The organism is Chloroherpetonaceae bacterium (genome assembly GCA_033763895.1).
GTDB lineage: Bacteria > Bacteroidota > Chlorobiia > Chlorobiales > Thermochlorobacteraceae > JANRJQ01.
The window spans coordinates 38,374-50,862 of record JANRJQ010000010.1 but is presented as its reverse complement, the minus strand read 5'-3'; the positions used below and the strand labels follow the sequence as shown (position 1 = coordinate 50,862).

The following is a 12,489-nucleotide window of genomic DNA, read 5'->3' as shown; positions in this document are numbered from 1 at the left end:
TTGATTTACATCAATTCCTTTGAGATGTGGCAGTCACACGGATGCTGTTATAGTAAATCTCTGTTAAACCCTCATATCCGCTATCAGTTCCCACAAAAACCCATATCGCCCCATCGGAATTGGATTTACAAATAAGTGAGGTTTGACTTTCACGTAAAATGAGTTCATAAATGGTAGTCGTATCAGAAACACCAATGTTTCCCAAGAGTGTTGCATCAATGCCTACAATCGATTGATTTCCCTTATCCACATTAAGCCGATAAAAATTATTTTCATCCACAAAATTAAGAGGTTCATATTCTTTTGCACCGGCTTTCAAATAAACAGATTCTCCGGGTGCCCCACCAGCACCAACTGCATTTGTCGGTACATTCGAAGCAATTTCAATTGAAAATGTGATTCGATATGACTGGTTGGGTTCTAAACCTATAATTTGCTTCTTTAAATACATAAATAAGTCATCACTTCGATTAATACCACGAACCCGAATCCCAAATTGAGGAGGTGAAATTTCTTGAGGAAGTTGAGAATATCCAAATCGAAATTGATACAATTCTAAACTGTCTGTCAGTGTCAAGTTCGAAGGGTAATCAGAATACCCCACACGCCAACCTTGAGCATCAAATTCAAAATCATTGTTGAAAATAACCGTGTCATTAATTTCCAAAAAACCTTGGCATCCCATTATACCAATCAAGGTTAAGGAGATTACGCCCTTGAATACCTTCAAGTTTGAAATGAGTAAGAGTAATTTTTCAATCAAGAGTTTTCTATTCATTTGATGCTTCATTCTTTTGGCTTTAGAATCAAAGTCCCGGCTCAGCGCCAAATTCTTGAATCAAATACTTGACAAGTTCATTAGACTCGGCAAGTCGCTTAAATATATCGCGATCATTTAACTCAAATTGGTCATTTTTGCTGACCGCTTCTTTATCTAATTTGATGATAAATTTCACTGATGAGCCGTAATACTGAGAAGCCTTTTCAGAGATCAACTCCGTTTTATCGGCCAGTAGCTCAAATGAGAATCTTTTCTCACAGTACAATAAAAATAATTTTCCCTCGCTTTTCCTTAATTCGCAAAACCGTAAATGAGCGTTGAGCGTTGATTCTCCCTCTTCCTCTAAATACTTAAGGAAACCTTCCCACTTTTCCTTGATAAGTGATACGGGGAAATTTTTGGGTGCTTCGTGGAGATCGTTTCGAACATTATTTTGAACCTGTGCAGAATTGAGTTCAAAAAAATCTGGAGTTGGTTTGGGCGCTAACCTTGGCCGATAATTACTTTCAGAAATGAACTTTTGAAATTTTTCATGCCATTGGGTAAGATCAATCGCATGTAGCCCCGTGTTATTCTGAAGTGTTTTATCTGTATTGAAATTTGGATATTGAAGAAATGGCTCCCTGTCTAAATCCTTTTTTGAATATGGGGCATAATTGCTTTGAGGGCTTGCATTCTCTTGTTCTTCTATCCCGTTTTGGAAGAATTCTTTTTTTTTATGAGTTCTTGAATAGCGGCTAAACCCTTTTCAACCTCTTGCAATCTCGCATCCAACGAACCTGATGAATGAATATCAATCAGTCTTAAAAGCGAGAGCTCAAGCCTTAACTGAGGTTCTCTCAATTGCCGAATCTCTTGAGAGGTTTTTGCTAATACTTCTGCAAATTGAGTAAGAATATCGGCAGTAAAATTTTGTGCAGAGCTTTCATATCGCTTTTTGGTTTGCTCTGTACCATCAATCAAGCGACTTGATCGGACATTTTTGATGATCATCAAGTTTCGAATATGCCTTACCAATTCATCTAAGAAATAGGATGCGTCGTAGCCATTCTCATAAATGAATTGACTGACTTCGAGCATTTTTTGAGCATCTTTTTCTGTTATTGCATCGGTCACTGAAAAGAGTTGCTCTTCACCGATTGTATTCAACAGTTCAGAAACGCGCTTGTAATCAATATTAAAAGAATCGCCATCTTCTTCAGCTGAAAAGAATGCTATCACTTGATCAAGCAAGCTTTGAGCATCTCGCATTGCCCCGTCAGCTTTTCTTGAAATCAGTTGTAGCGCATCTTCATCAGCCCGAATTCCTTCAACATCACAAATATGCCTGAGTCGTTGAGCAATATCAATAGCTGCAATTCGCTTAAAAATAAATCGCTGACACCGCGACGAAATGGTCGGTGGGACTTTATGAAGCTCAGTTGTCGCGAAAATAAATATTGCATGTGGTGGAGGTTCCTCGAGCGTCTTTAACAGAGCGTTAAAAGCAGCTGCGGAGAGCATGTGAAACTCATCAATAATGTAAACCCGATACTTTCCCTTTTGAGGACCGTATCGGATGTTATCTCGGAGCGAACGAACATCGTCAACACTATTGTTCGATGCTGCATCAAATTCAAAAATATTTAGGCTTTCCCCTGAATCAAAGTCGCGGCAACTTTCACAAACCCCACAAGGCTCCGCAATTTCCTTCCGATAATGTTCGTCGGTCAAAACTTTCTCACAATTCAAAGCTTTGGCTAAAATCCTTGCAGAAGTCGTTTTACCAACGCCTCGTGAACCAGAAAAAATATAACCGTGAGCAATTCTTCCGGTTCGAATCGCATTTTGCAAGGTGCGGGTAATATGATCTTGCGCGGAAATATCGGCGAATTTCATCGGCCGATATTTCCGCGCAATTACGGTATATCCTCTTTCAGAAGTACGCGATTCCACAGCAGTCCCTATTGATTACCAAGTACCATTTGGAATCGCAATGCAGCCACAATATTATTGCTATTGGGCGTTTGAACGCCATTTGTTGCAATTCCACCTACCGTTGAGTATGCAAAGTCGCCGGCAAGATTCATTGAAGAATTGATGTCATAAGCGACGATTAACCCAAATAGGGATCTTGAAAAATCACCAAAAGTAAATGAAGCACGAAGCATTGGGCGTAACTTATTTTCAAAGAAATTGAGCCCAAGTGCTGCATCCAAACTTGAAAAATTTTGCTTGATCAACGTTGGCGCATTTAGTTCATTTAGTCCGAAATATTCAAGCCCTTGAGCTGAATAGGCTAAAGAGGCTCGTATTGAATTAGGTATAGAATAGGTAGTGCTAAAACCAAAGTTGGTGCTTGTAAAATCTTGAGAAAGAACTCCCAAATCTTGTGATGAATATCGAATCGTATCCGCCGCCGAAGTTCCTCCGGTTGTTTTTGGACGCGAGAGTTCCCGATTATCATTTCGGCTGGTCAGCGTTCCGAGTAAAGTAAATGAAATTTCAGAGTTGTCTGCCATCGTAAAAGCTTTTTGAACATCACCTGAAATCATTGTTGTCGAATTATCTACCCGAGCTGATAAACCGCTTCTATTTCCTAATATCGCCACGGAGCCTGTCTCTAATCTTGTAACGCTATCTCGATAAACAAGCGGAATTGCATTTGAGTTGTTAATCGCTTGAACTTCTAATCGGAAATTTGGTGCGCCGCCGCCTAAGAATGTTGACACGCCGCCACGAATTAATTGACGGGTTACAGTACCAACTAACGTTTGGGAAGCCGCTTGCTTATTTCGAAGCCCTAATAAGTTATCCTGCATATTTTCAAACCCTGCATTCAAAATGACTTTACTTCCAAAAAGTCTTAAACGATCATTAACCCTAAATCCTTGAATATCCGGTTGATAAAAGGCTAATCCGAAAGATTGATAGTTTTGACCTTGGCGAATAAACTCAGCTCGCAAGTAATTAGTTGAAATTGTCAAATTAGCCCCTCCTCTAAAAGCCAATGAAGATAGGTCTAAGGGATTAAGCGGGTTTAAGTTGGCGTTCAGTGTAATCAAATTTGTAATAAAATCATATCCTCCCGGTATGTTTCGTATCTGATCTGCAGTAATCTTTTGGTCAGTAAGCCTCTCAAATTGCTCTGGGGTTAATGAACCTCCGGTAATGTCACGGTTCGAAGCACCAATTCCAAAATCTCCAAATAGATCAAAATGCTCGGGGACAATACTCAAGTGCAAAGTTCCCCCTAATGCTAAGTTATCTTGTGGCCTTACACCTCTCGTGTTGAATTCATTTACGCCAATTTCATCACGGCTCTTTAATACTGAAAGTAAAAACTTAAAATTATCTGAATCAAGCCCAATGACCCCAGTCGTTAAACTTCGCTTAAACGAACCAGCAGTTGTGATTCTCCGATAAGTTTTACCGGCAGCTGAGGAATCAACCAAAGTCCAAATACCGGGCACCCCATTGTCTTGATCCCTTTGAACAATGGCTGCGATCGTGTCATTCGCAATAGTTAACGTAATTACTGTATCAGAAACCGCTTCAAAAGCCCGATTTGCTTCACCTTGTGTTACTGTCGCTCTAAATCCGCCTAGCCTTAAATCGGCTTCTATCCCTCTCACGCGAACCCCGTTGGTGAGATAGTAAGAATACTCAGGAAAAACATCGCCATATCGAAGACTCAAAACATCCGTTTCTAATTTAATTAAAAACCGATTTGCCGCTTGGGCATTTGCTCTCTCTTCGTTTGTTAAATAAACATTTCCACCTATTCTTAACCAGCCATTAATCTTCGTATCAAGGTTGGTGTTAAATCGGATATAGGTTAAATTGGTATCTGCAAATTCAATTGTAGGTGGTAAACTAGGGTCAATAAGCGATTGAACAGTTCTGGCAAATGTTTGCTTTTCTTGACGGCCTTCTACCCAAGTATCAGATAAGTAAGAAAAGCCGGGTGCAGGCGGCACTTCATTTCCATATTCGTCAAACTTTCCCGAACCCGTCATCGTGAAATTATTTTTCGCTTGAGCAATGGGTTTATTGTCTTTATCAAATAGCACAACCTCTACACTGTAAACTCCGTCTTCAATCTCTCCTTCTTCAGGAATAAAGGTTAGAGTATTCTCAGATTTTGTGGTTTGATTTGTGACATCACGTTGCGAACCGTCTTTAGAAAGAACGACTCGAAAACGCGCCACTTTATCCGAAATTCGATAAAACGAATACACGACAATCAAATCTTCTGGTCTTATCTTTTCACCGGCAGTTGGCGAAATTATAAAAAGCCGCTCGTCTTCCGGTTTCGGACGAACGGTTGTTATCACTGGTGTCGTTGTCGGGGTATTTACAGGGAAAGTTAAAACCCTACCATCTCCCAATTTGGCCTGAACATAGTACATGATGGACGGAGGAGCAACAAATTCTCCCGGAATCACTGCAATAAAATTCTGACCTTCCGGCCGTGCTTCTACAGTTCGCCAATCGGCATTATCAAAGGCCTTATACCGCAATGTTGCACTAACTATCGGTTGTAATGGAAAACTAATTGTTACTCGAAGGTCTTTTCCCTCTTCGGCGCTTTCATTCTTGACTGAGATTTGATCTTGAGCCAAAGAAAATTGGGCAAAAAATAAAATTGCAACGAATGCCATTGCAGTTTTCAGCAGGTTTCTATTCTGTATGGTAACACTTTTACCCATAATGGTAAGCGAGTTAAGTTTATGGTTTCAATTCAAATTAATCTTCTTCACTAAGTGTGAGTGTAAAAAGAGCCTCCTTTAACTCTTTTAAGGCATGTGCCTCACCCTTTTTTGTTGTTAATTCTATGCCTTTTTGATAAAGTTCTTTGGCTTCAGAAGTTTTACCTAATCGTTCGAGCACTTTTCCAAAATGATAATAAGTAGCACTATAATTAGGGTCGATTTTGAGTAACCTTTCAAATTCTTCAACCGCCAAGGAGATATCTCCACTATTTAAATAATCGAGCGCAAGCGCATATCTAGAAAAGGAATCATTTGGATCCTTTTCCAAAAAACTCTTCAAGAATTCTATTCGTGTTGAAAGTTGTGATGTGGTCATTCCCGTTTGAAAATCACTCTTTATCGAAACTCATTCATATCGAATTTCAGACTCAAGTTAATGAAATTCCATTCGTTTTACCTATTTCAAAAGTCAAAATTAATTACGCCTTTTTTCTGTCAAATTGTCGGGAAAGGAGGCCACCCCATCCGCTTTCCTCCGATTAAATGAACATGCAAATGAAACACTGTTTGCCCACCGTCTGCATTTGTATTGATGTTGATACGATAGCCTTTGTCAGAAAGCCCAAATTCAGCCGCTAACTGCTTTGCAACATGCATCATTTTCCCCAAAAGAAACAAATCGTCTGTCGTTACTTCTACCAGTGACGCAATATGTTTTTTTGGGATAATCAAGATGTGAATTGGGGCTACCGGATTGATATCATGAAAAGCAAATATTTCTTCGTCTTCATAAACCTTTTTGGAGGGAATCGCTCCGGATGCGATTTTGCAAAAAATACAATTTTCCATTTATAACAACGTTTGTTTTATCCACTAACCAAGTTATTTCCAAGCATTACTTACAGTACAAGTTTTAATTGCTTCCATACAGTTTCAGCAAGAATTCGATGCCCCTCGGCTGTCGGATGAATACCATCCGGCAAATTCAACTTAGGGTTTCCACCAACGCCTTCTAAGATGAAGGGGATTAACCTTACCTTTTTTTCTTTTGCAATAGCAGGAAAGATTTCACTAAACGACTCGCGATATTTTTTGCCAAGATTCGGTGGTACTTGTATTCCTGCTAAGATAATTTCAATTCTCGGATTCTTTTCCCTTGCTAAGTCTATGATGGCTTTCAAATTCACTTTTGTAGCATTCGGTTCGATTCCACGAAGCCCGTCGTTTCCACCCAATTCCAAGACTAAAATATCGACCTTTTGCTTAAACAACCAAGGTGCTCTTCTCAAACCTCCCGCTGATGTTTCTCCACTAAGCCCCGCGTTAATCAATTTCGCGTTTAGGTTTAAGGAATCAACCCGTTGCTGTAATAAAAACGGAAAAGACTCTTCAAGCGAAAGTCCAAGCCCGGCTGTGATACTATCTCCCAAAAATAAAACAACCCTTTCCTCTGTTGTTTTCACTTGAGCACTTACACCTATATTGAAAATCATGAAGAATAATAGCACGGCAATGTTCGATTTCACTTGACACATTTTTGGAATTTAGGGTTGAATTTAAAGCTTAACATTTTGTACTCAGAATCTGAAAAAGATGCTCAAAAAAAAAGGCGATTCACCGAATCGCCTTTTGAAAATTTCCAAATGTAAATTATTGAATTGCTTTAATGACATCAAAGGTCAGATTGGTCTGTTTGGCGCCATACATTACTGCGGCTTTATTCACCACAAGACTATAACCCTCTTTTTGAGCCACTTTTTCAACAGCTTTCATTATTTCTTCTTCAATTGGACGAAGAAGTTCAGCTTCTTTTTTTCTGAGATTTTCCGAAAGCTGTGCTGCGGTTTGTTGTGCTTGTTGATAACGCGTTCTTAACTCTTCTTCTTGTCTCTTTTTCTCCGCATCATTCATCAACGATTTTTTTCTTTCATATTGCTCACCCGCATCTTGCAATTCTTTTTGCTTCTTTTGCATTTCATCCTGAGCGGCTTTGGCATCTTTTTCAAGTTTTTCCCGAACCGCTTTCGCTTTGGGCATTTCAGCTAATATCTTTTCAACTTCAACATAGCCTACCTTTTCGGGTGAACGCTGAATAAAAGCTGAACCAACTCCAAGCCCTAAAGCAAGGGCAAAGCCAAAAATGACTCCTTTTGAATTTGAAGCGATGCGAATCAATGTTTCTTTCGATTTCATGTATTTAATTTCCTCCTGTTATTTGAAATAAATCCTTAAAAAATTCTATCTCGGTTGGGAATTGCCTACTGGGGCAATAACCTTCAGTTTCTCTAATACTTTTTGTGTCAAATTGTGTTCTTCATTCGCGTACATGAGCATAACCTCCCCAGAACGGTCAAAGATATAATCATATTTATCGTCAGTTGCCACCCGCCGAAGCGCTTGAAAAATTCGGTCTTGAATAGGCTTCATAATTTCACCTTGTTTTTGAAAATATTCACCGTTTGGACCGAATTTTTTGGATTGAAAGTCGTTTATATCCCTCTCTGCATCCACAATCTCAGTTTGCTTCTGCTTCTTAATTTCTTCTGTATAAAGAATCTCTTTTGCTTGATACTCCTTAAAAAGCTTATCCAAAACTTCTTTTTTCCTTTTTAATTCGAGTTGCCATTCGGTTGCAAGCAACTCCAACTTTCTTTGTGCATCCTTCGATTCAGGTAATTGATCAATAATTGCTTGAGAGTCGATAAAACCGATTTTTTGCTGAGCGTTTGCAAAAATAGGAAAGCAACTTATCAAAAAGAGAAATAAAAAAGTGATTTTTATATCCCAGAAAAACTTCTTAATGGTGGATTCAACTTGAAAACTCTTAAAAACTTTCATTTGATAACAAGAAAAATTCATCGGTATGATTCTTTACATCTCCGAATAACGCCCGGCTCACCCTATTTATTTGACACTTGTGCCAAAAGATTCGTTTAAAGATTTTCAATTTAATAAAGACAAACTTATGAATCAAAGATTTGTTGTTTTGCAATTTCAGGGGATTTTTCTGTTACGAAAGATATTTAGATGAGTAATGGAAATGGGGGAAAGTTTGGAATAACTATGCAGAAAATTTATACCCTTTTCCGTGAATCGTTAAAATGTATTGTGGATTAACTTGCTGATCTACTTTTTGACGAAGCCAAGCAACATGTACATCAACAGTTCTTGTATTCGGAAGCCGATGATAACCCCAAACAAAACGAAGTAAGTCACCACGAGAAATCACCTTACCTCGGTTTTCGACAAAATACCTTAAAAGCTGAAACTCCTTATCAGACAAATCGAGTCTTACGCCATTTCTCCAAACTTCCTTTTTTTCAAACTTGATTTTTACATCACCAAAAGAGTACTGTTCGATTTTTGATGAACTTGAAACAGAATGCTCTGCATACACATCACTCGAGAAGGGCTGATAAGAAACCTTTTCACTCATAAGATTGGATGAAGCGTTTGTTTTAGAAAAAAAGAAATATGTAAATCGAATCACATCAAACATTTTACAATTCTCTTTTTATTCATTTCCGGTAGAAAAGTTGCACTTCACCCTAATTTTTTTAGATTTTCACCTCATTTGAGTCAAATTTATTCTCTTTACCTCGTTCACAAGTTTGGTTTAGGAATGAGGAATTGACTTTTGTAACTTTAAGAAGTCAATAAATGAATTAATTCTTGTCTATGCCAGAAGAAGTTTCAGACACTCGGCAAATAAACTCCGGTTCCTCTCAATCGCAACGAAGGACAACGGGCGATTTTCTTGATGATAAATTGACTAATCTTGACAATCACATCCCCGAGCGTCGTTTACATCGCCTTTTTTTTTCTAATGGATTCAAATGGCCCTTAACCCAAAAGCAGTCAAGAGTATTTACCGCATTTTTTTTCTCTTTGATTTTTTGGTGGTTCTCGACCGCGGTTATCATGTATCTCTCCTTTATTCCAAATACAAGAACTTTATCATTTTTATTCTCTCTTGGATTGGCTCTTGTTTCACTTTACCTACTTTATCACTTCCGAAATGATCGTTCTGAACGTGCTATCTACATTTCATTTACAGCTGGGGTTTTGATTTGGGCTTTTGTAGAAGTCAGTTTTTACTCGGGGTATATTGTCGGCCCGCGTGTTCGACCGATCTTTTCAATCAAGCCCTCAATGGATTCATTTTTCAGAGCGGTTCATCAAAGTGCCTATCACGAAGGATTAGTACTCTTTTTAGCATGTTTAATTTTTGGTATTTCTGCAAAAGCCAAAAACAAATTTGGGCTTTATGTTTACTTGATGTTTTGGTTTATGCATCAATCGGCAAAGCTGAATATTTTTCTTGGCGTTATGAATACAGGTAAGGAGCTTGTACCTGAAACCGTAGAAAGTATGACCCATTATATGACAATTGCTCATATGAATTGGCTTTTCCCATTTTCAATTACTCTAACAACGCTTATTGCTGCTTATGTATGGAACAAAGTTAAGCAATCGGATGAGGCTTGGATTCAAGTAGGATTTTCACTGATTGGCACAATGTCCATTCTTGCATTGCTTGAGCATTGGCTTTTAGTTGTTCCTCTTGATCAATCCATTTGGGAAATTGTGGTAAAACGGCTTCATTAAGCTTGATTTGGAGAGCGTAAGTGTAAGCGTTATCTTTGCAACCCAACATCAAAGTCTGAGAGTCAATATTACTCCAAATTGATTCTACTTTTTGCTTAAGCAAATTTTTGGGATTTCTGCAAAGGCAAAAATTTTGGGGATATAGCTCAGTTGGTAGAGCGCTGCAATCGCACTGCAGAGGTCAGGAGTTCGAATCTCCTTATCTCCACGACTCCCCCTCCTTTTAGGATTCTCTCACTTTTGCAATTTTCGATAACCAATTCGACCTTCAATGCCGCCTGAAAGAAAATTTATTGTAAACTCTGAATATTCTCCCTCCGGTGATCAGCCCAAAGCGATTCAAGAGTTATATGAGGGTTTAGAACGCGGTGATAAATATCAAACACTTCTTGGTGTAACGGGCTCCGGAAAAACATTCACTGTCTCTCATGTGATTGCCAAAGTCAATAAACCGACTTTAGTCATTAGCCACAATAAAACGCTTGCGGCACAGCTTTATGGAGAATTCAAACAGTTTTTCCCAAATAATGCAGTTGAGTACTTTATCTCTTATTATGATTTTTATCAACCCGAGGCCTATATCCCTTCAAGCGACAAGTATATCGCTAAAGATTTTCGAATTAACGATGAAATCGATCGATTAAGGCTCCGTGCGACAAGCTCTTTGCTTAGCGGTCGTAAGGATGTTATTATCGTTAGTTCTGTTTCGTGTATTTATGGTTTGGGTTCACCCGAAGAGTGGGCATCCCAAGTGATTATTCTTGAGGAAGGTCAGCACAAATTTAGAAAAGCATTTTTGCAAGAACTTGTAGGAATTCATTACACAAGAAATGATGTCGAGTTCACCCGAGGGAAATTTCGGGTAAGAGGCGATAGCATCGATGTTGTGCCTGCCTATGAAGATTTTGGGATTCGGGTCGAATTTTTTGGGGATGAAATTGAAAAGATTTCAAGTTTTGATATCAAATCCGGTGAAATAACAGAGCGCATTGGATCGGTTACCATTTATCCGGCGAAGCAATTTGTAACAATGGAAGACAACCTTCACCGTGCAATGCGTGATATTCAAAAGGAACTCGTTTGGCGCTTAAATATTCTGAGAGACGATGGAAAATATCTTGAGGCGCAAAGATTAGAAGAGCGCACCAAATATGATCTTGAAATGATGCGAGAACTTGGCTATTGTTCTGGAATTGAAAACTACTCACGACATCTCTCAAACCGCGCTGAAGGAGATAAACCTTATTGCCTCTTAGATTATTTTCCGAAAGATTTTCTTTTAGTGGTTGATGAATCGCATGTCACTCTTCCTCAAATCAGAGCAATGTACTCTGGGGATCGTCAGAGAAAAATGGTACTTGTTGAACACGGCTTCCGGCTTCCTTCAGCACTCGATAATCGCCCTCTCCGATTTGAAGAATTTGAACAAATGACCCCTCAAACCATTTATGTCAGTGCAACCCCGGCAGATTTTGAGCTTCAGCAATCTGGAGGAGTTGTGGTAGAACAAATTGTTCGTCCAACAGGGCTTTTAGACCCTGAAATCACCGTTCGACCGGTGAAAAATCAAATCGATGATTTGCTTGAAGAGATCCGCAAACGGGTCAAAGTCGGTGAAAAATGTTTGGTGTTAACCCTCACCAAAAGGATGTCGGAGGATTTGCAAGATTACCTTGATAAAATCGGCATTCGTTCTCAATATCTTCACAGCGAAGTCAAGGCATTGGATCGAGTTCAAATTTTACGCGACCTTAGAACTAATGCATTTGATGTTCTTGTTGGGGTTAATCTTCTTCGTGAAGGGCTTGATTTACCGGAGGTTTCGCTTGTCGCCATACTTGATGCTGATAAAGAGGGTTTCCTGAGAGATAAAAAATCGCTTTTTCAGATTTCAGGTCGTGCAGCGCGCAATGTCAATGGGTTGGTGGTCTTTTATGCCGATAAAATTACCGATTCAATGAAAGCCGTTATTGACGAAACCGCCCGAAGGAGAAAATTACAGGAGGAGTATAATCGAGAAAATGGCATCACTCCAAAAACCATTCAAAAAAGTGTCGATCAGGTTATTGTTGGTACAAGTATCGCTGATGCTGCGATTCGCCAACAAAAACGCGAACTCAAAATCCACTCGGATTCTCCAAAAGATATTCTCAGCGAACAACTTGCAAAAATGTCAAAGGAAGACATCATTGAAATGATCACGCAAATGTATATCGAAATGCAGGAAGCGTCGGACAAAATGGAATATGAAAAAGCTGCATACCTTAGAGATGAAATCAAAAAAATGGAAGACGAAATTGGCGTTAAAATTAATGGTGGTTTGACTTAGCCAATCAAAGATTCACATTCTCATTTTGAGAAAAATTTGATTTGCATTGTAGTGAATTTTCTCTATCTTTGCAGCCC

12 protein-coding genes and 1 tRNA gene are annotated in these 12,489 nt (G+C 39.0%); 3 read left to right on the top strand and 10 right to left on the bottom strand.

Annotation, left to right across the window (positions count from 1 at the left end):
* Positions 1-10: 10 nt before the first annotated feature.
* The 10 genes from SFU91_08495 to SFU91_08450 form a co-directional block, all read right to left on the bottom strand.
* Complete coding sequence (locus SFU91_08495) at positions 11-778, bottom strand: hypothetical protein (protein ID MDX2129060.1); 768 nt, start codon at positions 776-778, stop codon at positions 11-13.
* 28 nt (positions 779-806) lie between these two features.
* Positions 807-956, bottom strand: a complete 150-nt coding sequence (locus tag SFU91_08490; protein ID MDX2129059.1) for a hypothetical protein — start codon at positions 954-956, stop codon at positions 807-809.
* Positions 957-1,468: 512 nt separating this feature from the next.
* Complete coding sequence (dnaX, locus tag SFU91_08485; GenBank protein ID MDX2129058.1) at positions 1,469-2,716, bottom strand: DNA polymerase III subunit gamma/tau; 1,248 nt, start codon at positions 2,714-2,716, stop codon at positions 1,469-1,471.
* A gap of 8 nt (positions 2,717-2,724) precedes the next feature.
* Complete coding sequence (locus SFU91_08480; protein MDX2129057.1) at positions 2,725-5,472, bottom strand: hypothetical protein; 2,748 nt, start codon at positions 5,470-5,472, stop codon at positions 2,725-2,727.
* 37 nt (positions 5,473-5,509) lie between these two features.
* Positions 5,510-5,851, bottom strand: a complete 342-nt coding sequence (locus SFU91_08475) for a tetratricopeptide repeat protein (protein ID MDX2129056.1) — start codon at positions 5,849-5,851, stop codon at positions 5,510-5,512.
* A 119-nt stretch (positions 5,852-5,970) separates the two neighbouring features.
* Positions 5,971-6,324: a histidine triad nucleotide-binding protein gene (locus SFU91_08470; protein ID MDX2129055.1), complete on the bottom strand. Its 354-nt coding sequence runs from the start codon at positions 6,322-6,324 to the stop codon at positions 5,971-5,973.
* 50 nt (positions 6,325-6,374) lie between these two features.
* Complete coding sequence (locus SFU91_08465; protein MDX2129054.1) at positions 6,375-7,001, bottom strand: arylesterase; 627 nt, start codon at positions 6,999-7,001, stop codon at positions 6,375-6,377.
* 124 nt (positions 7,002-7,125) lie between these two features.
* Positions 7,126-7,668, bottom strand: a complete 543-nt coding sequence (locus SFU91_08460) for an OmpH family outer membrane protein (protein MDX2129053.1) — start codon at positions 7,666-7,668, stop codon at positions 7,126-7,128.
* Between the two features lie 45 nt (positions 7,669-7,713).
* Positions 7,714-8,334, bottom strand: coding sequence for an OmpH family outer membrane protein (locus SFU91_08455; GenBank protein ID MDX2129052.1), 621 nt, complete (start codon positions 8,332-8,334; stop codon positions 7,714-7,716).
* A 202-nt stretch (positions 8,335-8,536) separates the two neighbouring features.
* Positions 8,537-8,974 carry a winged helix-turn-helix domain-containing protein gene (locus tag SFU91_08450; GenBank protein ID MDX2129051.1) on the bottom strand — a complete coding sequence of 146 codons (438 nt, stop codon included), beginning with the start codon at positions 8,972-8,974 and terminating at the stop codon, positions 8,537-8,539.
* 179 nt (positions 8,975-9,153) lie between these two features.
* Here SFU91_08450 and puhE point away from each other — a divergent pair, with 179 nt between their 5' ends.
* From puhE to uvrB, 3 genes are all read left to right on the top strand, one after another.
* Positions 9,154-10,083, top strand: coding sequence for a putative photosynthetic complex assembly protein PuhE (gene puhE, locus SFU91_08445; protein MDX2129050.1), 930 nt, complete (start codon positions 9,154-9,156; stop codon positions 10,081-10,083).
* A gap of 135 nt (positions 10,084-10,218) precedes the next feature.
* Positions 10,219-10,291: transfer RNA gene (locus SFU91_08440), tRNA-Ala, on the top strand.
* Positions 10,292-10,354: 63 nt separating this feature from the next.
* On the top strand, positions 10,355-12,412 hold the full coding sequence (gene uvrB / locus SFU91_08435) for an excinuclease ABC subunit UvrB (GenBank protein ID MDX2129049.1): 2,058 nt from the start codon (positions 10,355-10,357) through the stop codon (positions 12,410-12,412).
* The last annotated feature ends 77 nt before the right edge of the window (positions 12,413-12,489 follow it).

Excerpts from the sequence above, each read along its gene's own strand:
- SFU91_08495 (MDX2129060.1), bottom strand. The coding sequence starts at position 778 with ATGAATAGAAAACTCTTGATTGAAAAATTACTCTTACTCATTTCAAAC.
- SFU91_08480 (MDX2129057.1), bottom strand. The coding sequence starts at position 5,472 with ATGGGTAAAAGTGTTACCATACAGAATAGAAACCTGCTGAAAACTGCA.
- SFU91_08475 (MDX2129056.1), bottom strand. The coding sequence starts at position 5,851 with ATGACCACATCACAACTTTCAACACGAATAGAATTCTTGAAGAGTTTT.
- SFU91_08470 (MDX2129055.1), bottom strand. The coding sequence starts at position 6,324 with ATGGAAAATTGTATTTTTTGCAAAATCGCATCCGGAGCGATTCCCTCC.
- SFU91_08460 (MDX2129053.1), bottom strand. The coding sequence starts at position 7,668 with ATGAAATCGAAAGAAACATTGATTCGCATCGCTTCAAATTCAAAAGGA.
- SFU91_08455 (MDX2129052.1), bottom strand. The coding sequence starts at position 8,334 with ATGAATTTTTCTTGTTATCAAATGAAAGTTTTTAAGAGTTTTCAAGTT.
- SFU91_08450 (MDX2129051.1), bottom strand. The coding sequence starts at position 8,974 with ATGTTTGATGTGATTCGATTTACATATTTCTTTTTTTCTAAAACAAAC.
- puhE (MDX2129050.1), top strand. The coding sequence starts at position 9,154 with ATGCCAGAAGAAGTTTCAGACACTCGGCAAATAAACTCCGGTTCCTCT.
- uvrB (MDX2129049.1), top strand. The coding sequence starts at position 10,355 with ATGCCGCCTGAAAGAAAATTTATTGTAAACTCTGAATATTCTCCCTCC.